The 21,968-nt window shown below is 40.6% G+C and carries 22 protein-coding genes; 7 read left to right on the top strand and 15 right to left on the bottom strand.

The window, feature by feature from the left end; genetic code table 11:
* Positions 1 to 59 precede the first annotated feature (59 nt).
* Positions 60 to 1,202 carry a hypothetical protein gene (locus IPK31_07505; protein MBK8087791.1) on the top strand — a complete coding sequence of 381 codons (1,143 nt, stop codon included), beginning with the start codon at positions 60 to 62 and terminating at the stop codon, positions 1,200 to 1,202.
* A 5-nt stretch (positions 1,203 to 1,207) separates the two neighbouring features.
* On the opposite strand, the gene IPK31_07500 is transcribed toward IPK31_07505, so the two are convergent.
* Complete coding sequence (locus tag IPK31_07500) at positions 1,208 to 1,651, bottom strand: hypothetical protein (protein ID MBK8087790.1); 444 nt, start codon at positions 1,649 to 1,651, stop codon at positions 1,208 to 1,210.
* Positions 1,652 to 1,757: 106 nt separating this feature from the next.
* Here IPK31_07500 and IPK31_07495 point away from each other — a divergent pair, with 106 nt between their 5' ends.
* Positions 1,758 to 2,105: a hypothetical protein gene (locus tag IPK31_07495; GenBank protein MBK8087789.1), complete on the top strand. Its 348-nt coding sequence runs from the start codon at positions 1,758 to 1,760 to the stop codon at positions 2,103 to 2,105.
* 74 nt (positions 2,106 to 2,179) lie between these two features.
* Here the strand turns inward: IPK31_07495 and IPK31_07490 are convergent, their stop codons facing one another.
* The 4 genes from IPK31_07490 to feoB form a co-directional block, all read right to left on the bottom strand.
* The gene (locus tag IPK31_07490; GenBank protein ID MBK8087788.1) at positions 2,180 to 2,977 is read right to left on the bottom strand and encodes a DUF1080 domain-containing protein; all 798 of its coding nucleotides are present in this window, start codon (positions 2,975 to 2,977) and stop codon (positions 2,180 to 2,182) included.
* Positions 2,978 to 3,067: 90 nt separating this feature from the next.
* Positions 3,068 to 3,550 carry a hypothetical protein gene (locus tag IPK31_07485; protein MBK8087787.1) on the bottom strand — a complete coding sequence of 161 codons (483 nt, stop codon included), beginning with the start codon at positions 3,548 to 3,550 and terminating at the stop codon, positions 3,068 to 3,070.
* A 326-nt stretch (positions 3,551 to 3,876) separates the two neighbouring features.
* Complete coding sequence (locus IPK31_07480) at positions 3,877 to 5,946, bottom strand: c-type cytochrome (protein MBK8087786.1); 2,070 nt, start codon at positions 5,944 to 5,946, stop codon at positions 3,877 to 3,879.
* Positions 5,947 to 6,710: 764 nt separating this feature from the next.
* Positions 6,711 to 8,831 (bottom strand): ferrous iron transport protein B, encoded by a 2,121-nt coding sequence (gene feoB / locus IPK31_07475; GenBank protein MBK8087785.1) that lies wholly within the window; start codon positions 8,829 to 8,831, stop codon positions 6,711 to 6,713.
* A 192-nt stretch (positions 8,832 to 9,023) separates the two neighbouring features.
* Between feoB and IPK31_07470 the strand changes: the two genes are divergently transcribed.
* From IPK31_07470 to IPK31_07460, 3 genes are read left to right on the top strand one after another with little or no spacing between them, the layout of a single operon-like run.
* Positions 9,024 to 10,664 carry a M28 family peptidase gene (locus IPK31_07470; protein MBK8087784.1) on the top strand — a complete coding sequence of 547 codons (1,641 nt, stop codon included), beginning with the start codon at positions 9,024 to 9,026 and terminating at the stop codon, positions 10,662 to 10,664.
* A gap of 3 nt (positions 10,665 to 10,667) precedes the next feature.
* A complete protein-coding gene (locus tag IPK31_07465) occupies positions 10,668 to 11,102 on the top strand; it encodes an IPExxxVDY family protein (GenBank protein ID MBK8087783.1) in 435 nt (144 codons plus the stop codon).
* 47 nt (positions 11,103 to 11,149) lie between these two features.
* The gene (locus tag IPK31_07460) at positions 11,150 to 11,380 is read left to right on the top strand and encodes a 4a-hydroxytetrahydrobiopterin dehydratase (protein ID MBK8087782.1); all 231 of its coding nucleotides are present in this window, start codon (positions 11,150 to 11,152) and stop codon (positions 11,378 to 11,380) included.
* Between the two features lie 27 nt (positions 11,381 to 11,407).
* Here the strand turns inward: IPK31_07460 and IPK31_07455 are convergent, their stop codons facing one another.
* From IPK31_07455 to rho, 8 genes are all read right to left on the bottom strand, one after another.
* Positions 11,408 to 11,743 carry a hypothetical protein gene (locus IPK31_07455; protein ID MBK8087781.1) on the bottom strand — a complete coding sequence of 112 codons (336 nt, stop codon included), beginning with the start codon at positions 11,741 to 11,743 and terminating at the stop codon, positions 11,408 to 11,410.
* A 68-nt stretch (positions 11,744 to 11,811) separates the two neighbouring features.
* Entirely contained in the window at positions 11,812 to 12,870 is a 1,059-nt protein-coding gene (gene selD, locus IPK31_07450) for a selenide, water dikinase SelD (GenBank protein ID MBK8087780.1), read from the bottom strand.
* Between the two features lie 23 nt (positions 12,871 to 12,893).
* Positions 12,894 to 13,442: a hypothetical protein gene (locus tag IPK31_07445; GenBank protein ID MBK8087779.1), complete on the bottom strand. Its 549-nt coding sequence runs from the start codon at positions 13,440 to 13,442 to the stop codon at positions 12,894 to 12,896.
* Positions 13,351 to 13,755 (bottom strand): hypothetical protein, encoded by a 405-nt coding sequence (locus IPK31_07440; protein MBK8087778.1) that lies wholly within the window; start codon positions 13,753 to 13,755, stop codon positions 13,351 to 13,353. Before IPK31_07440 ends, IPK31_07445 begins: the two co-directional genes overlap by 92 nt.
* Positions 13,756 to 13,799: 44 nt before the next feature.
* The gene (locus tag IPK31_07435) at positions 13,800 to 15,308 is read right to left on the bottom strand and encodes a hypothetical protein (GenBank protein MBK8087777.1); all 1,509 of its coding nucleotides are present in this window, start codon (positions 15,306 to 15,308) and stop codon (positions 13,800 to 13,802) included.
* A gap of 1 nt (position 15,309) precedes the next feature.
* Positions 15,310 to 16,371 (bottom strand): tRNA 2-selenouridine(34) synthase MnmH, encoded by a 1,062-nt coding sequence (mnmH, locus tag IPK31_07430; protein ID MBK8087776.1) that lies wholly within the window; start codon positions 16,369 to 16,371, stop codon positions 15,310 to 15,312.
* Positions 16,372 to 16,426: 55 nt separating this feature from the next.
* Positions 16,427 to 16,750 carry a hypothetical protein gene (locus IPK31_07425; GenBank protein ID MBK8087775.1) on the bottom strand — a complete coding sequence of 108 codons (324 nt, stop codon included), beginning with the start codon at positions 16,748 to 16,750 and terminating at the stop codon, positions 16,427 to 16,429.
* Positions 16,751 to 16,759: 9 nt separating this feature from the next.
* Entirely contained in the window at positions 16,760 to 18,424 is a 1,665-nt protein-coding gene (rho, locus tag IPK31_07420) for a transcription termination factor Rho (protein ID MBK8087774.1), read from the bottom strand.
* Positions 18,425 to 18,716: 292 nt separating this feature from the next.
* Here rho and asnS point away from each other — a divergent pair, with 292 nt between their 5' ends.
* On the top strand, positions 18,717 to 20,153 hold the full coding sequence (asnS, locus tag IPK31_07415) for an asparagine--tRNA ligase (GenBank protein ID MBK8087773.1): 1,437 nt from the start codon (positions 18,717 to 18,719) through the stop codon (positions 20,151 to 20,153).
* 49 nt (positions 20,154 to 20,202) lie between these two features.
* The gene (locus tag IPK31_07410) at positions 20,203 to 20,889 is read left to right on the top strand and encodes a hypothetical protein (GenBank protein ID MBK8087772.1); all 687 of its coding nucleotides are present in this window, start codon (positions 20,203 to 20,205) and stop codon (positions 20,887 to 20,889) included.
* Between the two features lie 9 nt (positions 20,890 to 20,898).
* Here the strand turns inward: IPK31_07410 and IPK31_07405 are convergent, their stop codons facing one another.
* The gene (locus IPK31_07405) at positions 20,899 to 21,708 is read right to left on the bottom strand and encodes a DUF3089 domain-containing protein (protein ID MBK8087771.1); all 810 of its coding nucleotides are present in this window, start codon (positions 21,706 to 21,708) and stop codon (positions 20,899 to 20,901) included.
* On the bottom strand, positions 21,684 to 21,947 hold the full coding sequence (locus IPK31_07400) for a hypothetical protein (GenBank protein MBK8087770.1): 264 nt from the start codon (positions 21,945 to 21,947) through the stop codon (positions 21,684 to 21,686). Before IPK31_07400 ends, IPK31_07405 begins: the two co-directional genes overlap by 25 nt.
* Positions 21,948 to 21,968 lie beyond the last annotated feature (21 nt).

Here is a 21,968-nt window from a genome sequence, read left to right as displayed (position 1 = left end):
GCAGCAGATATGTTGGTATTTGCTTTGAACAAGTAAATATTGAACCCAAAGCCATCACCATGAAACAACTTTTACCTGTAATCATTCTTCTTCTTTCTCTTGCAGCGTGCAAGGGAAGCAAATACAGCACGAGATCTGACGAAAAAGACCTGGCTACACTAATCAAACGGCTGAATAAAAAAGGCGGCGATGAAAAAGTCATTGCAGATCTGAAAGAAGTGTACAATAACGCTTACTATAAATCAACACAGCGTCTGGAAAATTATCGATTCGATCCGGCCCCGCAGAAATGGGATAAAATTGTTCCCGAAGTCGAAGGCCTGCAACGTATGTACGAAACCATCAGCCAAAGTGCATATGCATTACGAATGGTCAGCCCAATTAATTTTTATCCGCAGCTGATTGCAACAAAAGATTCTGCAGCGTTTGATAATTATGAGTATGGCAAACAGCAGCTGGAGCGGAACAACCGGGAAGATTCAAAAGATGCTTATTATGCTTTTAAAAGTGCCATCCGTTTTGTACCGAACTATAAAGATGCAAAACTACTGATGAGGGAGGCTTATGAACGAAGTATTGTAAATGTGCTGGTGAATAATATTCAATACGATGATTTTGGAATGGGCGGCAACTGGGGATGGAATCAATACGCCAACAAAGACAGGATGACGCACAGCAATATTCTTCGTGATCTTGGCGGACAGTCAGCATCTGCAATTCCTGCACGCTTCTATGATGAGTATGCCTTACGCAGGGAAAACAGGGCTCCCGATCTTGTTGTTGATCTTGTTTGGAAAAACCTCCGTTTTGATTACCCGAAAGAAAGCACTAGAAAATATGGAAGAAGCCAGCAAATTCAAACCGGAACTGATACCGCAAACAGGCCCATTTATAAATCAGTTAATGCAACCGTTAACGTAACGGTGCATGAATTCACTGCAAGCGGTGATATGAACCTGATTGTAAGTGATGCAGTTAACCGAACCCAGATAAAATGGGACAGACTTCCATCTGAGTATCGGTATATTTTTGAGACAGCTACTTATGAAGGTGATGGGGATGCATTAACTGATGAAGACCGGGAGCTGATCAACCGCAGGCGCAACCAACCCATGCCAGGTAAAGAAGATGCTATGGGCGAAATGATGCAGAAAATTTATAATGACCTGGTGAACAGGATCAGGAATGCAGCAAACTGGTAATTAAATTAATATTCTCTCTTAGCTATTATTGCAAGCGGCAAACCGATGCAAAGGCAAAGAATACCGGCAGCAATTGCAGCACCTGCCAATGTAAACGGAATGGCAGGAGTATTAGATAAAGGCAGCACAACTCTGTTCATCACAGCCCAGGTGAATACTCCATACAGGATGGCAGTTAAGATAACATTGTAGGAAAGAAATTTCAGTTTGGGATAGATAAAGAAAAAGAAGGTTGTAAAAGTAAACGCAATCAGGAAGTGAAACAGCAATCCGCATACACTCATCAATATACCTCCGGTAAACGCTTCTTTTCCAAATACGCCGCTGGCAACAAACTTTAAAACATTTTCCGGGCCCTTGCCTGTTTTAATAAAATACTGGAGGCAGGCCGCAATGATATCCAATGTGCCAACCAATAAACCGGCGCCAATTATGTTTGATATTTTCATGACCAGTCAGAAAGATACTCTAAGAAAGGAGAATTTCATAATAACAACTGATATCTCTCATATTCGGCGAATCGTTTAAAAAAGGTTGGCGTAATATCTTTGAGCCATGCCCCCCGAAGATGAGCTGCAACAACGCTGGCAGAAATTAGAAAGCAATTTGACAGAACGATTGGGAAAACAACCCGATCTGGAGGATGTGTTGTTGTTTATTGGCGTGTATGAATCAGGGCGGCCTCCAAAAATATTTACAGAAAAAGAGATACAGGATTTAAAACAGATGGCTCTTTGCACCATACTTGCGCCTGCCAGATATTTTGAACTGATGTGGGTGGATGATACCGGCTGGCCACACTTCCGGAATTTAGAACCTGTGCCGAAAATGAGTGTTACTGAAAGGGAAGCTTTTTTAAAACCTTATGTGTTGAAGTATGCAGAGAAGAACAAACTGATATAGTGCTGAAAAACCTCCGGGGTTTAAAACAGATGTTGCTCATTCGTTATAATCAAATAAAAACCCCGGAGGTTTCGTTACTTGACGGGCGATAAATCCATGATCTCTACTTTTCTGAAATCAACCGGTTGGCCTTCACTCTGCAAAGCAATGAATCCGCTCTTAAGCGCTTTACCATCTATTTTAATTTTCGGATCATAGCGGTTTGCAACGCCGCCACCTATTTGTGGTTTGGAATATTGTAACACGGTATCGCCATTAATGATATGTGTAATCAGTGAATCGCCTAATACAATCAGTTCGGCTCTTACCCATTGTTCACCATCATAGGTTTTTGAAGTAGAGTTAATGCAATGCGAATCTGCAATTTTTCCCTGGTACACAACATCAGTACCGGGCGAACACATGTTACCGGTTGGTCTGGGTTTGCCATCGCTGAGACCACCTAAGAACTGCATTTCAATGGAGATGGGCCAGTCCTGTTCTTTGGGCATGGTTCGTGGATCCTGCGAATGAAACATCACTCCGCTGTTACGTAAGGTATAAGAAGGCGCTCCTTTTTGCAGTTCACCAACAAAGCGGTATTCAACTTTGAGATGAAAGAAGGAGAAAGGCGTTTTATAATAGAGATGACCAAACTGATCATTGAAATCGCCGTACTGATCATAACGCACTTTGATTATACCATCTTCTACACGAAATGTATTTCCAAAATTTACATTTACATCATGATGCTGAATTTTTACCATCCAGTCGTTGATGTCTTTTCCGTTGAAGAGAGAAACCCATTGTTTGTTGGCTGTTGTTTTTTGTGTGGTATGACAGGCAAGCGTTACAACACATGCAATGGTTATTGTAAAGAAGATTTTCTGCATGGGATAAAGTTATTGATAAAGTTTGCCAATGCAAATTGAAATAACAGGCATTTATCAACTGTACTCATGAGGCAATTTAGCATTCTGCTATTATTTGAACGTTGCAGACAACTGAGGATTATAATATTCAGCAAGCAATGTTTGCCCGGTCTTTTGATTGAATTTTTTTTTCACAGCAAACATGTCCCAGAACCAATAGCGGGTGGCTATTTTTAACTCATAATATCGGGGGATAGTATCAGTTGATTGTACTTCGTCAAACCTGTATTGATATTTGTCGGGCAGGAGAACAGGAACCTGTCCAAGTGTTATGAATGATCCAATAATGGGCTGTCCGCATGCAAAATTTAGTTGAAGAGGATATAATTTTATTTTAACAACCGGTTTGTTTACTGTGTCTGTTACAAGTTTAAAAACCCCGGCCTGTTTAAAAATTTGAAGCTCCTTTGTTAATTCAGGATTAAGAATAAAGGCGTCCTTCTTTTCACCGGTATAAGTAAAGTTTCGGTATTCCTTTGGGAAAATTCTGTATGAATAGCAGGATGAAAGAAGAACAGCCAAAGATATCGTCAACAGAAATAGTTTCATGGTGTGGTAGTAAACTTTAAGTGAACCCGGGCCCTGATTTCTACATTGATTCCTTTCAGATTGTTTTTTGAAACTGCACCGGCAACTTAAATATACGGCAGGATTTCAAAATCCTGGGTCGGCTAAGGCCAGACCCCGGGCAGACGGAAGAGACCTTGCGCCACAGTGATATCACGAGAAAATTTTTATGTCGTTGGTGACAACACCAGTCGACGGCATGCTTTTCTTTGCAGCATACCAACTGGGGCAAGAAAAACAATACACGGTATCAACCAAACTACTGTTCAGCAAAACCGTAAAAAAAGATCATATCACTTTTTGCTCTTCTCTCCCTGCCCATGTTGTACAGGATACCCACGCTGAGCCCATACAAGAACACCTTCATCAAGAATGGCTGTGTGTTTATAACCAAAACGCTTCAGCGTGTTAACGACCTGCGTAGATGCAGCATGCGGACAAGCGCAATAAACAACAATCCACGTACTGTCGTTAGGAATGTCCTTAATAAACTTATCAGGCTCTTTATAGTAAGGCACCGAAACAGCACCAGGAATATGTGATTGATGCCAGCCGGCCTCAGACCTTGCATCAAGTATGATCATGCGTGTTTTATCTTTTAATGCTTTCGCAAGTTGTTCGGCAGATACGTAAAGGCCTTCACGCAAAGTAAACGTTGGTGCTTTGCTGGTTGGATTTAATATATAGTCTTTCGGCAGCGGTTTTGTTACTGCAATTGCTTCGGGCGCATTCCATCCTGAAGCCCTGCTTCTGAGATAAGCAGTGATCGCATTTATTTCAAACTTGCTAAGACTGTCTTTGAATGATGGCATTGCTGTGCTGTCTCTGCCTTCTGAAATTGCATAACGTAAAAACGCATCGCTTGCAGTGGCCAACAGCATAGGATTTCCCAACGCAGGCCCACGAACGCCTTCTCCTTTTACACCATGACACACAGCACAATTTCTTGCATACAATCTTTTGCCGAGCGTTACATTTCCGGTAACAGGTTTGGTTGACATGTCAATTGGTTTCTTTACTCCGCTTAACTCGTGAAGCCATTGTAATAACAGCTCGATGTCATCATCATCTAATGGCCCGCCCTGTTTTTTTGCATAAGGTGCCATAGCAGTTCCTGAGCGTCCATAACTAATTGCATGCCTGAGATAATTGTAACTGGCACGGGGCAACTGCGTTGTTGCCATTAAAGAATGCGAACGTAAAGAGGGCGCATAATCTGCAGCATGGCCTTCACGATCTTTACCATGACACAAGGCACAATATTTTGTATAAATGTTTGATGCATATTTTGCCGAAGCACTGTCGAGTTTAGTGCCCTCTTTAAAACTGTAGATCTTCGCTAAGGCCGCCTGCTCTTTTGATTCTTCTATAAATTCAAATTGAACACCATGGGTATATTCTTGTAATACGATCAATCGTTTTAGTAAGGTATCAGTTACCAAAGCTTTGGCCGGCAAGTTTTTTTTCAGGAACGTATGTGTTTCTTTCAGGTTCTTTACCTCAAAACCTATCGCATATACAGCTTGCCCCCGTGTTTTTAAAAACTTGCTCAGCTTATCGTCGGGTGATGAGGGAGCAATTACATGCAACTCGTGGTTATGTGCAATTTTAAAACTCGCCATCGTGTCGTTTGCCTGCAATTCCTTCAACCCGATCTTTTTAAATTCTTTGCGTGCAACATTCAGATCTTTGACAACAACCCGTAAAAAAGATATGCCAATAACTCCGTTAGGATTATTATCGTAGTATTTACGCCAGGAGTACGGTTTCCATTGGCTGTTTATTTCCTCGTAAGGCATGCCTGTGATCTCCATAAAAGCGGGGAGATAGGCCGGCGGATTTTTTGTGTTGAAGTCTATGCTGCGCCACTGCGGACCACCATCATCCCAGTCCCAACCCTTTGGCATTTCAGTGGCAACACGGCCAGAACTGGGCGTGTCTATTTTAAATCCCTGTGTATGGAGCCAGTTACGTGTTGTATCAACCGACGATGTGAAGAACGAATACAACCGCACACCTTCATATTGCTTTGCAAAAGAAATAAGAAAAGAATCCTTTGGTACAACCTTCCCGGTATCGTTAAGTGAAAGAAGTTCAATGGCCGAAAAATCTGCAAAGCTAACCGCAGCGCTGAGCGTTCCGTCATAGATTCCTTTTTGAAATTTTTCAGGCATCTTAAACCCGAGAACTTTTGTAAAATAATTTCGGGTGCTGTCTAAGTCTTTTACAAGTATTGTTGCAGTGCTGATACCAAATCCTTCTCCAAGTAACGGACTGTCTTTAAGTTCTTCGTCCTGTTTGGTATTGCACGATGAAACAATTGCAAAAAGGAAAAACAATGCTGAATGAAAGCGTGGCTTCACTGGGGGTTGGTTTTGGGTTATGAAAAAAATACGTTCTACTGCTACTGAACCGAAACGTTTTCATGACAGATCTCAACCTCACCAAACTGTACCGGAAGAAGGATAAAGCAGTACAGTTGACCAACAGAAACTTTATTAACGACACAAGGCTAAGAAAAAATAGCTGAGTTGCAGAATGTTTTCTTTAAAACATAAACGATCAAACTCCCGGGGTCGGCTAAGGCCAGACCCCGGGCCGACGACACTTGGAGTATTTGAGTTTAAGTTGAACTAAGCCATTTCCCTAAAATAAAACCAAGCTACTAATGTCACAAGAGTTGGTACAATTACGGAAGTGTAACTCCACATTACGTTATACTTGAATAAAATAACTTGTGTCGTAATGATTATAAGAGTGTATGTTACAACAGCCCACTTTTTCATATACCAAATCCCGGCTAAACTAATCCAAATCGAAAACGAAGATAGTAGTAAGAAACTTTTATACCATTGTCCAACCATATAAGAAAGTTCAGTTGTCCAAAGTAAAAGGGCAGGAATTGTCCCCAAAAACCTAAAGCACAAGCTGCATAAATGAGTGAAGGAGTCGGATGTTGACTTTTATTTGTTTTTAAATCGTCGCTCATACTATTACTTTCTGTTTCATAGTTCTTGGTATGTATTTCTGTTCCACAGACTGTTTGTTTAACGTGGCGGTTTACATTTAAATATACGTCACTTCTTATATAAAATAAGTCTGTTCATCAAGTGTAATCTATACAACCTCATTTCAACAACTGATACGCTACAAAACTTAAGATATAAGCCAGCCCCGTCATATAAACCAGTTGTATCAAAGGCCATTTCCAGCTTTTGGTTTCACGCTTTACAACAGCCAGTGTACTCATACACTGCATGGCGAGAAGATAAAAAATCATAAGCGATACACCGGTGGCTAATGTATATACTTTGGTTCCATCGGGTTTTACAGCAGCATGCATTTTCTGCCGCAGGGTTTGTTCATCTGTTCCATCGCTGTCAACAGAATACAGCGTTGCCATGGTACCAACAAAAACTTCACGGGCAGCAAAGGAAGTTACAATGGCAATCCCAATCTTCCAGTCGTAACCCAGTGGGCGGATGACGGGTTCAATATATTTTCCCATCTGCCCTGCATATGAATTCTGTAAAAGAGCAGCCTGTTTTTCTTTTTCGAGTGCAGCAGTTTGTTCGGGGTTTGCTAGCTTCAGCTGGTCATACTTTGCAGTAACGTTCTGCATATGATCTTTCGGCCCGTAGGAGCTTAATGCCCATAATAATAAACTGATAACCATGATCACCTTTCCTGCATCAAACACAAAAATCTTTGCTTTCTCAATCATGGTAACCAGCACGTTTGCATAACGTGGATGACGGTATAACGGCAATTCCAGTATAAAGAAACTTTTTTCTTTGAGGTTGATAAAACGTTTGGCTACATACGAAACAATCAATGCAATCAGCACACTGAATAAATATAGTCCCATCATCACCAAACCCTGCAGACTTAAAAAACCCAGCACCAGTTTTTTTGGAATGACCAGAGCAATAAGGATGGTATAAACAGGAAGCCTTGCACTGCAACTCATGAGCGGCGTTACAAGGATGGTGAGTAAACGTTCTTTCTGGTTTTCAATATTCCGCACACTCATGATGGCGGGAACAGCACAGGCAAAACCGCTGATCATGGGCATTACACTTTTTCCGTTCAGTCCAACCTTGCGCATGATCTTATCGGTTAAGAAACCAATACGTGCCATATAGCCGGTTTCTTCAAGGATGGTAATTAATCCAAACAGGATCATGATCTGCGGAACAAACATAAATATGCCGCTGAGCCCGGCGAGTACTCCATTCAAAAACAGATCCGTTAACCATCCACCGGGTAACCAGCTGCTGAACCAGTTTTCTGTTTTTACAAAGAGCAGTTCAATCATGTCCATGGGATACTGTGCCACCAAGAACACACTTTGAAACAGCAGGAATAAAACAAACAGAAGAATTGCATAACCCCACACTTTATGCAGCAGAATGCGGTCGAGCTTTTCTGCAATCATTTGTTTTTTGATGGGCGATACTTCTGTAATAGAAGTTTGAACAATCTGCTTAATGCGCTGGTAACGCTGCATGATCTCTTCGGCCTGGATACGTGTATGCTGAACTTTGTTCTTCTGCTCAATGGCTTCTATTTTGTTTTGCTGATCATTGCTGAGCAAAAACGATTCATGATTGATAAGATGATGAATAGCAGCATAGTCGCTTAAGTGCGGCAGTAATTCTTTTACCTCAGTTACCGCTTCCGTTGCCAGGGCTTTATTCGAAATAAAATCAAAGGCTGGCGGACGGTAGAATTTATTGGCAGTATCATCCACTGCTTTTTTCAACTGGGCAATTCCTTTGTTCTTTCTCGGGTTTACCGGAACTACGGGAATACCGAGTTCTCTTTCAAGCGAGCGGATGTTGACAATGATATCTTTTTTTCTTGCTACATCCATCATAGTAAGCGCAAGAACAACGGGCACTTTTAAATCAATTACCTGCGAAACAAAGAGCAGGTTTCTTTTTAATGTACTTGCGTCGGCCACCACAATTACCAGTTCGGGCTTTACTTCCTGGTCCTGGTTCATGAGTACTTTATAACTCACCCATTCATCGGCACGGCGTGGATAGAGACTGTAGCTGCCGGGCAGATCAATGATCTCTGCAGTGAGCGATTCAGAAATGCGGCACTCGCCTGTTTTCTTATCAACCGTTACTCCGGGAAAGTTGCCCACTTTCTGGTTTAAACCGGTGAGGTTATTGAAGAGGGAGGTCTTTCCGCTGTTGGGATTTCCGACTAAAGCAATATGTAATTTATTGGTGGCCATGTAAGCGAAGTGCAAATGTAGCCTCAATTATGAAGTTGCATTTACGAAGTTTGGAAAGAATAGTTGAGTGCCACGGAGGCACGGAATGCACGGAAAGAACAATTTGTGAATTTTCGCATAATTCATGGATTAATCTCTTGAATCAAACTGTACCCTGTTTACCTTTGGCTTTCAAATTCATTTTATAATCATATGTCGAAGTTATTTTCCTTTTTCCTGTTGCTGGTATTTACCCTCAGCGCTGCTGCCCAGAAATTAAGTAAATCAGATAAACTGAGTGTACAGAACATCCGCAGCCATGTAAGCTTTTTGACTGATGATAAACTGGAAGGCAGAAGAACAGGAACAAAAGGCGAGCAGCTGGCATCGCAATACATTGTTCAGCAGTTTGAAAAAAACGGTCTTACCCCAAAAGGTGATAACGGCGGTTATTTGCAACCGTTTGAAATGAATGAAGGCAAAGAAGTCCTTTCTTCTTCTTTATTTATTATTGATGGTGAGCATTTAAAAGTGGACAAAGATTTTTTTCCTTTCAGCTGGAGTGTAAATGGAAAGGGAGAAGCAATAGCCAGCCCCAGTTTGCACGAAAGCGGCGGTGCCTGGTTCTGGGATATTAAAGAGTTGCTGATTGAAAATGAAAAGAGTCCGCATTTTGATTTGATGACTTCCATCCGCAGTAAAGAAAAAGATGCAGCACAGAAAGGTGCAACGGTATTAATTATTTTCAACAGTGGAAAAAAAGATGCCGGAGTAAAGTATGATGGAAAGGACCGTTCAGCAGCTTCAACCATTCCGGTGATCTGGCTGCAGAAACGCATGGCTGATAAAATTGCCAAAGACCCATCACATATGATGGATATTAATTTCAAAGTTGAGCAGGGCGAAAAAACAAGAAAAGGAATTAATGTGGTTGGGTATATCAACAACAATGCAGCATCAACCATTATTCTCGGTGCACACTTTGATCATTTGGGTTATGGAGAAGATCATAATTCAAGAAGCACAGAATTACCTGCCATTCATAATGGAGCCGATGATAATGCAAGCGGTACAGCAGCGTTGATTGAATTGAGCCGGATACTGAAGAAAGCTGGAAATAAAAACAACAATTATCTCTTTGTTGCTTTCAGCGGTGAAGAGCTGGGATTGTTTGGTTCAAAATATTATACAGAACATCCAACCGTTTCTTTTACGGATGTGAATTATATGATCAATATGGATATGGTTGGTCGTTATAATGATTCATCAAAAGCAATTACCATTGGTGGTTTTGGTACATCACCCTCATGGTCAACATTGCTGTATGAAAAGAAACCTGCGTTTGGTATTAAGGTTGACAGCAGCGGTACCGGCCCGAGTGATCATACTTCTTTCTACAGAAAAGATATTCCTGTGCTGTTTTTCTTTACCGGTTTGCATACTGATTATCATAAGCCCAGTGATGATTTTGATAAGATCAATTATGAGGGAGAGTTAATGATTGTAAAATATATTGAACGTCTGATTGACCGGACAAGTAAATCACCCAAACTTGCTTTCACTAAAACAAGAGAACAGCAAACAACGACCTCTGCAAGGTTTACAGTAAGCATGGGAATCATGCCTGATTATACATTCAGTGGCGGTGGTGTAAAAGTTGATGGAGTAAGTGATGGCAAGGCTGCTCAGAAAGCAGGGTTAAAAGCCGGTGACATTGTAGTGAAGCTTGGTGATTTTAATGTCAGTTCTGTTGAAAGCTATATGCAGGCGCTGAGCAAATTTAAAAAAGGTGATGCAACAAAAGTGAAAGTGAAAAGAGGTGCAGAAGAGCTGGTGTTTGATATCAATTTCTAGTACATGAAACTGAAGATCGATAATGAATTACTGATTGAAGAGTTTTTTGAAGATACTCACCTGCTGGGCATCATGGCTCCGTTGGGCAGTCATCAGTTTGTCTGGCAGGTGAACCATGGTTTGCGTTTCGATTTCAGGGTGAACAACGATATAGAAATTCATCTCAACAAAAAGAACCGGCAGTATTTCTTTTCTGTGTTTGAATACAAAGAGCCCAATATTGCACTGAGTTATTTTTTATACAAGAACCAGTTTGACGGGGAATACTTACTGCCCGAATTCAAACACCTTGATTATCTCTGGTTAACAAAAGGAGACTTACCACCTGCAGAAGAAGAAAAAGAATTGATTGCCGGTATCCGCACCATCCAGGGAGTGCAGCTGGTAGTTGAATTAACAAATGAGAAGATTAAGAATAAGCAGCATCTGATACTGTGAAGAAATTTCTAACTCTTCAACTTTACTCATCATCAAATTAATTTCCCATGTGGACAGAAACAAACAACACGCTCTATAAAAAATTTGAGTTCAACGATTTTTCAGAAGCGTTTGCTTTCATGACCCGTGTGGCGATGGAAGCAGAAAAGATGAATCATCATCCCTTGTGGACCAATGTGTGGAACAGGGTTGAGATCTGGCTCAGCACACATGATGCGGGAGATATTGTTACGGAGAAAGATAAAAAGCTTGCCGGTAAAATCGACAAGCTTTTGTAATCGTCTGACGAATAATTCAATCATCAATTATTTAATAAACTGAAACCATTGCTGAAACAGTGGTCCTAAAACAGGAATCGGTTTTTCTTCGCCCTGTACGGCAGAAATTAAGCCGATAATCCAAAAGACAAACAGGCCAATAAACAATGCGGTGATTAGCCAGTAAATCATTCCGGAAAAAGAGAAGAGTGTAAACATTCTGATCAGCCACAATGCAGTCCAGGTTACCATCAGTCCAAACGATTGACGTAAATGAAAAACAACTAAAGAAGGTTTTGGAGTTGTGTTATTACTTGTGACCAGGGATATAATCCAGCCGATCCACCACAGGTAACTTACCCATGACGTAGTTTTTGCATCCATAACAGATTTGGTTTAGTGTGTGAAAGAACAATACTAATATACTTACTTCGTACTGCTTTCACAACAGGCTATTGCAAAACCTGTATTACTTTCTCTGCTTTGGGTATAAGTCGGCCAATTGGTTCAATGTATGATGCAAGCTGATGTTCTGCAAACAATTGCTGCACTTCTGCCAGCTTCTCTGCTTTTACAGCAATCAGTATTCCGCCATTGGTTTGCGGATCGGGTAACAGTCTGAACGCTTCCATTACATTCACTCCTGTTTCAAAAGCAACCTTTGTGCTGTAGCTGTTCCAGTTGCGGGTTGTAGCATCGGGCATAATACTTTGCGCCGCATATTCTTTTGCCGGTTCAAGAAAAGGAATCTTGTTATAAAATAATTCAGCAGATAATCCGCTGCCCTCTGTCATTTCAATTAAATGACCAAGCAAGCCAAAACCGGTTACATCCGTCATGGCAGTAACTGCATCCAGCTTGCCAAGCGCTTCACCAATTTTATTGAGCTTCATCATTTGCGCTGGTGCCAGTTCTTTGTGCTCTTCTTTCAGCAAACTTCTTTTACCGGCTGTTGTTAAAATTCCAACACCAATTGATTTGGTAATCAGCAATACATTTCCTTCCTGTGCCGTATTGTTTTGTTTGAGATGTTCAAGATTTACTAATCCTGTTACAGCCAAACCAAAAAACGGTTCCGGCGAATCAATGCTGTGTCCGCCTGCTAATGGAATTGCCGCTTCATTACAAATAGATCTTGCACCATCCAAAACCTGTTGGGCAAGTTCAGCCGGAAGTTTATTAACAGGCCAGCCAAGAACAGCAATGGCCATGATTGGTTTTCCGCCCATTGCATATACATCGCTGATGGAGTTGGCTGATGCAATCCGTCCAAATGAAAACGCATCGTCTACAATCGGCATAAAGAAATCGGTGGTTGAAACAACAGCTGTTCCGTTACCGAGATCATACACTGCTGCATCATCTTTACTGCTGTTGCCAACTAATAAATTTTTATCAACAATAGTTGTTTGGGTTGATTGAAGGATCTGTTCTAAAACGGCCGGTGCAATTTTGCAACCACAGCCGCCGCCATGTGAGTATTGTGTTAGCCGGATAATTTCTGATTCCATGCCGCAAAGGTAGCTGAAGCGGTTTATTTTCTCCGCAGTTCAATCGCAGCACTTTTCTTTGTATCGGAGCTGAAACGGATTTCATGTCTGGCATCAGCACTGCGGATAATGAGCAGTCCTGTATTGGGAGGAATACTCCCTTCGTTTTCTGCAAACATGGTGAGAACAATTCCATCTGCTGAAACAGGAAGCTGAATGGTTTGTTTCAAAGCTTTATCGGTTAAGCCAACCTTGTTTAACAGCACACTGTTGTTGAAGAAAACAGAAACACTGTCACCATCAATTAACCCATCATCATATAATTCAATTGTTACAGAATCTGTATCAAGTACAATTGTTCGCAGAATATTTCTTGGTCTTGATGCAAGTTTTACTGAATCACGGTTAGCGGGTGCTGTTGTTTTTCCATCATCAACCTTCACTGTATTTTTCCGTTCAAGAATTTTAATCAACCCGGATTTGGACGGGTCATCTTCTTTTTCAAAAAGTTTTCCCCTGTTGAAGAGTAAGCTGTATGGTTGTTTTATTTGTTTGCTTCCATTCGCCTGTTGCTTCTTTGTTATCAGCACCAAAGAAAAGAATATGACTTTGCATAACACCGGATGGTTCGGGGGGATTCTGATACAATGTTTTTTTCTCGGTGATAACCATGTAGCCATCAAATACGGCTCCGGTTATTTCACACACGGCATAAAAGTCGGCGGTGCCTGCTGTGGAATAAGAATAACCGGAGAGAGAGGTTCCATCCTGGAAAAGCAACAGTTCATATTTGTAAGGAATTCCCTGTTGCAGAATGCTTGTTGTTGTAAAACGGCCCATCCATAATCCTGCTGCATTTTGTGCAGAAGAAACAAGGCTTTGCAAAACAAAAAGGAACAACAGCATTCTTTTCATACTGCAAAGAAAATACATCAAACCTTATGTTTCTGTTATTCTTTTCTCCGAAGGAGAATAGATGAACTTTTATTGTAGTTGGAACTGAAAAAGATCTGGTGACGTTCTGTAGATGTATAAATTACCAGCAAACCGGTATTGGGTGGAATTGATCCAAGGTTTTCTGCAAAGAAGGTAAGCTGTACAGTTTCTCCTGCTTTAAAATAAATGGTTTTCTTAAAAGCTTTTGCACTCAATCCTACTTTTGCAACAACCAGTTCATTATTGACAAACACACTTACTGTGTCGCCATCTATTTCACCATTGTCATATAGGGAAAGAGTAACACTGTCTTCGGTTATATCAACTGCCTGAATAATTTCGGTTTCTCTTTTTGTTATCGTTGGATTGTTGATAACCGGTGGCGGCGCCATTACAACCGGTTTGTTTGTTGCCGTTGTATTAGTGGTTTCGTTTACTTTATTAATCTCAATCTGTGGCTTATCATTTACAACAGTTGAAGGTTGAGTTACAACGGGAACTGTTGGTTTTAGTACAACAGGTTTTGTTTCTGTTTTAACTGTTGGCTGTTGAGTTGGCGGAACAGTAACAACAGGTTGCTGTTTTGGTTTTTCAACGGGAGCTGTAACAATTGGTTTGGGTTGATTGGTTACAGGTTTATTTTGATTCGATGCAATTGTCTGTGTTGAATCTTTTACCGGCACCACCGTTGGTTTGTTAACCACAGGTGCAACAGGAAGTTTTTGTGTTGGCTGGTTTACCGCCTGTGAAGGCTGATTGTTTTTAATTGTTGTTTCGTTGCCGATCTTTCCTGCAATGGTTTTTGCTGTATCAGCTGACGGTATGATTACAGGAGCAGTTACAACCGGAGCTGATGGTAAATTTTGTTTCGGTTGATTCGCTGCGTCTGAAGGTTTGTTATTCTGCAGTTTTGTTTCGTTGCCAACTTTTCCCGCAATGGTTTGAATAGTATCAGCAGGAATTACAGGCGGTGAACTTTGCGATGGAGTTACACCTGCAAGTGAACCGGCATTATTTTTTACTTCAAAGGTCATTTCCTTATGAAGCTTTTTTTCTTCCAGCCGTTTGAATAATTGAGTAGTTGTAAAATCCTGTTCCCTGTTGATTTGAACAGTACCGGTAATGGCCATATATTTTTTGTACCGGTTGGTGGTCCATTCACCGCTTAAAGAATTGGGATCACCTGTTTTTTTATTCAGCTTAAAGAAATAAACAACTTTAATTCTATTTGCTTTTTCTTCAAAGTTTTTTGATACAGACTGTTCATCTTCTATAATAAGTACAGAGTCGGTTATTCTTGCTTCAATTTTAACGGTGTTATAAATCAGGGAGTCATTTACAATAAACAGGCGGTAACAGTAACCATAATATTTGCCATCTTTTTCTTTAATTGCCAGCTCAAAATTTATAGCACGTCTCGGGCTGTCCTGAACCATTGTGCCTTTCCAGCTGCCTGTTATATCCTGTGCCTTTGTGTTGAATGCGCAAAGGGAAAAGAACAGGAGTACGAATAAGTTTTTCATGCTAAAGCGGTTGTAATAGTTGGTTCATATTGGATTCGTGAACAGAAACACAGGGAATCTTCTGTAATAACGCTTCCAGACCTTCTCTATTATGCATTGCTTTTAAATACTGTTTGTCGTAATAACTGAGCAGGATACGGAAGGAGTCTTCTGTCCTGTCCTCAATCAGGGCGCCAACGGCTTCTTTGGCTTCAAGCCCACCCAGCCTTTTTTTAATCCGGATGATGGCGTTTACCAGTTTTTCCTTTTCCTGTTTGCCGTATTCGGCAGTAATATGTTTCAGCCGCTCTTCAAAGGGAATATCGAGGAAATATAGCGTTTGTGCCCGCATCTGCCGCCATAAATTGATGGGAATATTTACTTCTCCAATCCGCTGACTTTCATCTTCCACCCAGATGGGTTTTTGTTGCTGTGCCGCATCATACAGTTTCAGGGAAAGTTTGTTTTCAAACATTTCTTGCCTGGGTTGTTTGGGCATACCCAAAGCACCAAAGGCGGAGCCTTTATGATGTGCCAGCCCTTCGAGGTCAATTACATTTTCTCCCTTCTTCAGCATAGCTTCCAGCACAGGAGTTTTTCCACTGCCTGTATATCCACCCAGTACGTTAAATGTGTATTGTTTTTCAAACTGCTCCAATACCCAATGACGAAAAACTTTATAGCCGCCAACAAGTGTATATACTTTGAAACCATATAAATCAAGTAACCATGCTACACCTGCACTCCGCATACCGCCTCGCCAGCAGTGAACTAAAATTGTTTTTGTGTTACCTGTTTCTGGTTTAACTACCGGCTTATGACTAATCACTAACGACTCCGCTTCCTCCACCATCTTCCGCATCTTCACACCAAAATAGTCAAGACCAATTTTTATAGCCACTTCCCTGCTCTGCTGTTTGTAAGCAGTACCAACAACTTTTCTTTCTTCATCAGTAAATAACGGGAACGAATAAGCACCAGGGATATGTGCATGGGTATATTCTCCGGGACTGCGAACATCAAGTACCGGATGCTGTTTTGATAATGCTAAGAATTCTTCAACAGTAATTTTTTGTATTGCCATACAGAACTGTATGTATAAAAAAAGTCCCGCCTTTAAGGGGCAGGACCTGTTATGATTAATTTTCTTTGATCTGAATATTTACTCCTTTTTCTTTCTTCTCTATCTTGAGGTTGCCGCCATCTTTTGTTTTAATTTCAACCTTCCCGTCTTTGCCTTCTATTTTTATTCCATCGTCGGCATTGATCTTAATATCTACAGAATCATTGTTATCATCTTTTCCTTTTATGGAAACACCATTCTCTCCAATTTTTACTTCAGCTGAATCTGTTTTGATTTCAATCTTTGTTTCACTCTCCACTTTTTCTTTATCTGTTTTTTGTGAATTGTCTTCACAGCTAAGCAATAGAAAAAGCGCAAATGCGGGAATAATCTTTTTCATAAAAAGAAATTAACTGTTCATACTTACAAGAAACTCACTGTTATCTTTTGTGCCTCTCATATTCTGCAGAAGCATATTCATTGCTTCTTCTGTATTCATATCAGCCATATGCTTGCGCAAAATCCACATACGCTTGGCGGTATCTTTATCGAGAAGTAATTCATCACGGCGTGTGCTTGATCCAACAATATCAATTGCAGGGAATACACGCCTGTTGGCCAGCTTACGATCCAGCGCCAATTCCATGTTACCGGTTCCTTTAAATTCTTCAAAGATCACTTCATCCATTTTGCTTCCTGTATCAACAAGGGCTGTTGCAATAATGGTTAACGATCCGCCATTTTCAATTTTACGTGCAGCACCAAAGAACTGTTTTGGTTTTTGCATGGCGTTTGCTTCCACACCACCACTTAATACTTTACCGCTTGAAGGTGCAACTGTATTATGTGCTCTTGCCAAACGTGTAATAGAATCAAGTAAGATCACCACATCATGTCCGCACTCAACCAAGCGTTTTGCTTTTTGTAAAGCGATGGTACTAACCTTCACATGTTTTTCAGCAGGCTCATCAAACGTACTGGCAATTACTTCTGCCTTTACGCTGCGCTCCATATCAGTTACCTCTTCCGGTCTTTCGTCAACCAGTACAATCATTAAATAACATTCAGGGTGATTTTCTGCAATTGCATTGGCCAGTTCTTTCAGCAACATTGTTTTACCCGTTTTTGGCTGGGCTACAATTAATCCACGCTGACCTTTACCAATTGGTGTAAACAGGTCCATGATACGTGTACTGTAATTGCTGGAAGATGTGCAGAGATTTAATTTTTCAAAAGGGAACAATGGTGTGAGGTAATCAAACGGTACACGGTCACGAACTTCATCTGGACGTTTTCCATTGATAGTATCCACTTTTAATAAAGCGAAATATTTTTCACCTTCTTTCGGAGGGCGAACTGCACCATAAACCGTATCACCTGTTTTCAAACCAAATAATTTGATTTGTGATGGAGATACATAAATATCATCAGGACTTGATAAATAATTATAATCACTTGAACGCAGGAAACCATATCCATCAGGCATCATTTCCAATACACCTTCACCAAGAATTACACCATCAAATTCAATATTGAAGGTTTGTTCTCTGCGGTTAACAGGATATTGTTTTTGCGGAGCCGGTCTTTCGTCAGGTAATGTATTTTCTGCTTCCTGGCTTGTTTCTGTTTCTGCAGCCTGTTGTTCTCCAACTTCAATTTCAGGACCTGCTACAAAATCATCTTCGCCCGGTATGGTAAAACCAGAAGGGATAACGGGAGTTACAACTTCTTTCTCTGCTTTTTTGATTGGCTTTTTTGTATGTACAACCGGAACCGGAATGGGGGCTGGTGCTTCTTCTTTCTTTTTACGGATTTTTACAACGGGTTCAGGATCGCCGCTTTCTACAACGGCCTCTTCTGTACCTGAAGCGGTGGTTGTTTTTACAATACGTCTTCGTTTACCCTTTTCTTCAGGAGTTTCTTTTGCTTCGCTTTCAACAACTGCCTGCTTGTCGAGGATTTTGTAAATGAGTTGTTGTTTGTCCATTTTCTTGGAGCCTGTGATCTTTAACTGCTCAGCAATGTCCAGCAGTTCGGGAACGAGCATGTCGTTCAATTGTAAGATATCGTACATATAAAATTTAATTCAGTTAACACGAATTCAAAAAACGAGGATTGTTTAAATCTGAAAGTTTGTATTGAAATAAGTTAAAGGGACCTGGAACGACTGAATTTGATGAGCTTATTTGAAGATCGGATTTTAAAAACCAGTCAGATTCCACTGCAATATTACGGTAATATTAAGAAAAGCAAAAAAAATATAAGATTTCAAAAAGCAGGGGGTTGAGGCCTTTTCCGGATTTCACAGAATGAAACAACCTTGCTGATGGCTTAGTAATTATCTTTGCCGCTCAAAATTTCAGGCTATGTTTAACAAAAGAGTGAAGATCAAAGAGCTTCTCAGTTGGGAACCATCAGAACAGCAGGTAACGGTAATGGGTTGGGTACGCACTTTCCGCAACAACCAATTTGTGGCTTTGAACGACGGGAGTACCAATAATAACCTGCAGGTTGTGCTGGAGCTGGGTAAGTTTGATGATGAGTTGCTGAAAAGGATCACCACCTCTGCTTCCCTGAAAGTAAGCGGAACCATGCTGGCTTCCCAGGGAAAGGGGCAAAAGCTTGAACTGAAAGCAACAGAACTTGAAATATTAGGTGACAGTGATGCAGAGAAATATCCGCTGCAACCAAAGAAACACAGCCTCGAATTTTTAAGGGAGATTGCCCACCTCCGTTTTCGTACCAACACATACGGGTCTGTTTTTCGTCTCCGTCATTCATTAGCTTTTGCTGTTCATAAATTTTATAACGAAAAGGGATTCATTTACCTGCACACACCAATCGTTACCGCCAGTGATGCAGAAGGCGCAGGAGAAATGTTTCGTGTATCAACATTACCCTTTGATAATCCACCACGCAATGAAGATGGATCCATCAACTTCAAAGAAGATTTTTTTGGTCGTGCTACCAACCTAACTGTAAGCGGACAATTAGAGGGAGAGCTTGGCGCCACTGCGTTTGGGGAGATCTATACCTTCGGTCCAACCTTCCGTGCAGAGAATTCAAACACTGCAAGACATCTTGCTGAGTTCTGGATGATTGAACCTGAAATGGCTTTCTGCGATTTGGAAGACAATATGAATCTTGCTGAAGAATTCATCAAGTATATCATCCGTTATGCAATGGAAAATAACAGGGAAGACCTGGAATTTCTTGCACAGCGTTTGGCTGATGAAGAAAAACAATTACCGCAGGACAAACGCAGTGAATTGGGTTTAATTGAGAAGCTTGAATTTGTTCTGAACAATGAATTTGAACGTATCACTTATACTGAAGCAATTGACATTTTAATTCAATCGCCTGCATACAAAAAGAAAAAATTCCAGTACGATGTAAAATGGGGAATTGATATGCAGAGTGAACATGAGCGTTACCTGGTGGAAAAGCATTTTAAAAAACCAGTGATTGTAACCAACTATCCGAAAGACATTAAAGCATTTTACATGCGTCAGAATGATGATGGTAAAACGGTAGCTGCCATGGATATTCTCGCCCCGGGTATTGGTGAAATTGTAGGTGGTTCACAAAGAGAAGAACGATTGGAAAAACTGGAGCAACGTATGAAGGAAATGCATGTGCCAACAGAAGATCTCTGGTGGTACCTCGATACAAGGCGTTTTGGCTCTGTGCCACATGCCGGCTTCGGTCTTGGTTTTGAGCGAATGGTGCAATTTGTGACAGGTATGGGTAATATCCGTGACGTAATTGCCTTCCCCCGAACCCCCAAGAACTGCGAATTTTAGGCAACAATGAGGTTGATTCAGCGTTATAGATATTCTGAAATCAATATCTATGCAAAAAAATCTACTCATTTTTACCCTGCTGCTCATTACCCTTTCTGCGGTTAGATGCAAAAAGAATACTGATCCAACACCTCCGGTTACAACCGATTATCAGCCTCTTACTGCAGGAAGCGAATGGAACTATACGGTTACCGGAACAAATGCCGGAACCTTTAAAGTAACTGCTACCAGCAAGGATTCTGTCATCAGCGGCCGTACTTATAAAGTATTCACTAACTCAGGTGCTGCCAATGAATATTATTACAAATCTTCAGGCGATTATTTCAGGTATAACAGCATTAAAGAATTGAATAATCAGTTAGTTGAGGTTTTATATTTAAAGGACAATCTTGCAAAGGGTCAAACCTGGACTGAAACAAAGACGGTGAACATTAATATGGGACCACCTTTAGGTACTATTCCGGGAACCGTCCAGTTTTTGTTTACGGTAGTTGATAAAGGAATTGATTATATCGTTGACGGGGTTACGTTTAAAGATGTTATTAAGATCAAAGCAGAACCTGCGTTCTCTGTACTTGTTCTTGGAACACCAACTTCTGTTCCCAGCACTTCTGATCTGCAGTATTTTTATTCAAAAAATGTCGGGTTAATTTACAGCAAAACAATCCTAACCATTCCTGCAGCATCTATTAATGCAAGCTCAGAAACAAAACTCGGAGTTTATACAATCAAATAAAATCTCTGGTTACCGTTGTGAAAAGAATTGCTTTTTTCTCACTTCTATGTTTTCTCTTATGTTGAGATAAAACAGGTTGATATCGCCTGCATGGTAATTTTTCCGGTTGTAAACAAAACCGAAGGGAACTTTTGGTTTGTTGATCCAGAGTACACCATTGGTAATTCTTGCTCCATTAGTATGCCTGTAAATTTTTTTATAATTCAGCAATACTGACCCCTTGTTTTCTTTTCTTGTTGCAGGCAGTTCATCCATTCTCCAGGTCAATGGATTTACAACCGATGAGCTGGTCGTTTCATTTTTTACATAGTAGGGCAAATAACCTTCCCGGAAGGTTCGCCAGCTTACAAAGCAGCCCGTCGCAGAAGAGTCGGCACAGGGTTTAAGAGAAGAAAAATAATTTGTTGGTACCGAAAGCCCAATAATATATGCACAAACCAATTGTTTCTGTAATGGTTTGTTTTCAAAATATTCTTTTAAAAGTCTGCCTGCATGAAATGTTCCCTGGCTGTGTGAAGCAATAATGATGGGTCTTCCGTTATTATAATATTTCAGATAATAGTCAAAGGCTGCCTTAATATCGTGGTAAGCTAATTCAAGCGCAGCTTTTGAAGAAACAGTATCTTTCGAAAAGAAAGAATAGAGATGAGCCTGCCGGTAACGGGGTGCAAATACACGACAACTTTTATTAAAAACACTTGCCTGGTATAGAATAGATGAATAGTCTGTTTTTGCATTTAGCTCTGCATCATTAATGTCAGCATTCCAGATTTTTCCCTGCGATTCTTTATCAGTTAATGTTGTTGGATGAAGAAAAATACATCAACAGAAGTATCAATGGTCTCGCCTTTAATTCCTGTTGAAATACTATCCGAGGGGTCTTTTTTCCAGGGATGTGCGGCCCAGTATCGCAGATCTGCATAGTCTGGTACTAAAGCTTTACCCGTAAATTCATGTTCATATGATTCTTGATATGACTTATATGCAGGTGAACATGCAATCAGAATAAAACAACTAATAACAGGTATAAATAAAAAAGCTTTCTTTGAATCAATCAATTTTGTAATTTTTGCAACTCA

It is taken from the genome of Chitinophagaceae bacterium, from assembly GCA_016713085.1.
Lineage (GTDB): Bacteria > Bacteroidota > Bacteroidia > Chitinophagales > Chitinophagaceae > Lacibacter.
The sequence above is the reverse complement of the archived record's forward strand: the minus strand, read 5'-3'. Positions and strand labels throughout refer to the sequence as shown.

What these genes read in the sequence shown, in the direction of transcription:
- IPK31_07505 (MBK8087791.1), top strand. Translation starts at nt 60, where the DNA reads ATGAAACAACTTTTACCTGTAATCATTCTTCTTCTTTCTCTTGCAGCG.
- IPK31_07500 (MBK8087790.1), bottom strand. Translation starts at nt 1,651, where the DNA reads ATGAAAATATCAAACATAATTGGCGCCGGTTTATTGGTTGGCACATTG.
- IPK31_07495 (MBK8087789.1), top strand. Translation starts at nt 1,758, where the DNA reads ATGCCCCCCGAAGATGAGCTGCAACAACGCTGGCAGAAATTAGAAAGC.
- IPK31_07490 (MBK8087788.1), bottom strand. Translation starts at nt 2,977, where the DNA reads ATGCAGAAAATCTTCTTTACAATAACCATTGCATGTGTTGTAACGCTT.
- feoB (MBK8087785.1), bottom strand. Translation starts at nt 8,831, where the DNA reads ATGGCCACCAATAAATTACATATTGCTTTAGTCGGAAATCCCAACAGC.
- IPK31_07470 (MBK8087784.1), top strand. Translation starts at nt 9,024, where the DNA reads ATGTCGAAGTTATTTTCCTTTTTCCTGTTGCTGGTATTTACCCTCAGC.
- IPK31_07465 (MBK8087783.1), top strand. Translation starts at nt 10,668, where the DNA reads ATGAAACTGAAGATCGATAATGAATTACTGATTGAAGAGTTTTTTGAA.
- IPK31_07460 (MBK8087782.1), top strand. Translation starts at nt 11,150, where the DNA reads ATGTGGACAGAAACAAACAACACGCTCTATAAAAAATTTGAGTTCAAC.
- IPK31_07455 (MBK8087781.1), bottom strand. Translation starts at nt 11,743, where the DNA reads ATGGATGCAAAAACTACGTCATGGGTAAGTTACCTGTGGTGGATCGGC.
- selD (MBK8087780.1), bottom strand. Translation starts at nt 12,870, where the DNA reads ATGGAATCAGAAATTATCCGGCTAACACAATACTCACATGGCGGCGGC.
- IPK31_07440 (MBK8087778.1), bottom strand. Translation starts at nt 13,755, where the DNA reads ATGCTGTTGTTCCTTTTTGTTTTGCAAAGCCTTGTTTCTTCTGCACAA.
- IPK31_07435 (MBK8087777.1), bottom strand. Translation starts at nt 15,308, where the DNA reads ATGAAAAACTTATTCGTACTCCTGTTCTTTTCCCTTTGCGCATTCAAC.
- mnmH (MBK8087776.1), bottom strand. Translation starts at nt 16,371, where the DNA reads ATGGCAATACAAAAAATTACTGTTGAAGAATTCTTAGCATTATCAAAA.
- IPK31_07425 (MBK8087775.1), bottom strand. Translation starts at nt 16,750, where the DNA reads ATGAAAAAGATTATTCCCGCATTTGCGCTTTTTCTATTGCTTAGCTGT.
- rho (MBK8087774.1), bottom strand. Translation starts at nt 18,424, where the DNA reads ATGTACGATATCTTACAATTGAACGACATGCTCGTTCCCGAACTGCTG.
- asnS (MBK8087773.1), top strand. Translation starts at nt 18,717, where the DNA reads ATGTTTAACAAAAGAGTGAAGATCAAAGAGCTTCTCAGTTGGGAACCA.
- IPK31_07410 (MBK8087772.1), top strand. Translation starts at nt 20,203, where the DNA reads ATGCAAAAAAATCTACTCATTTTTACCCTGCTGCTCATTACCCTTTCT.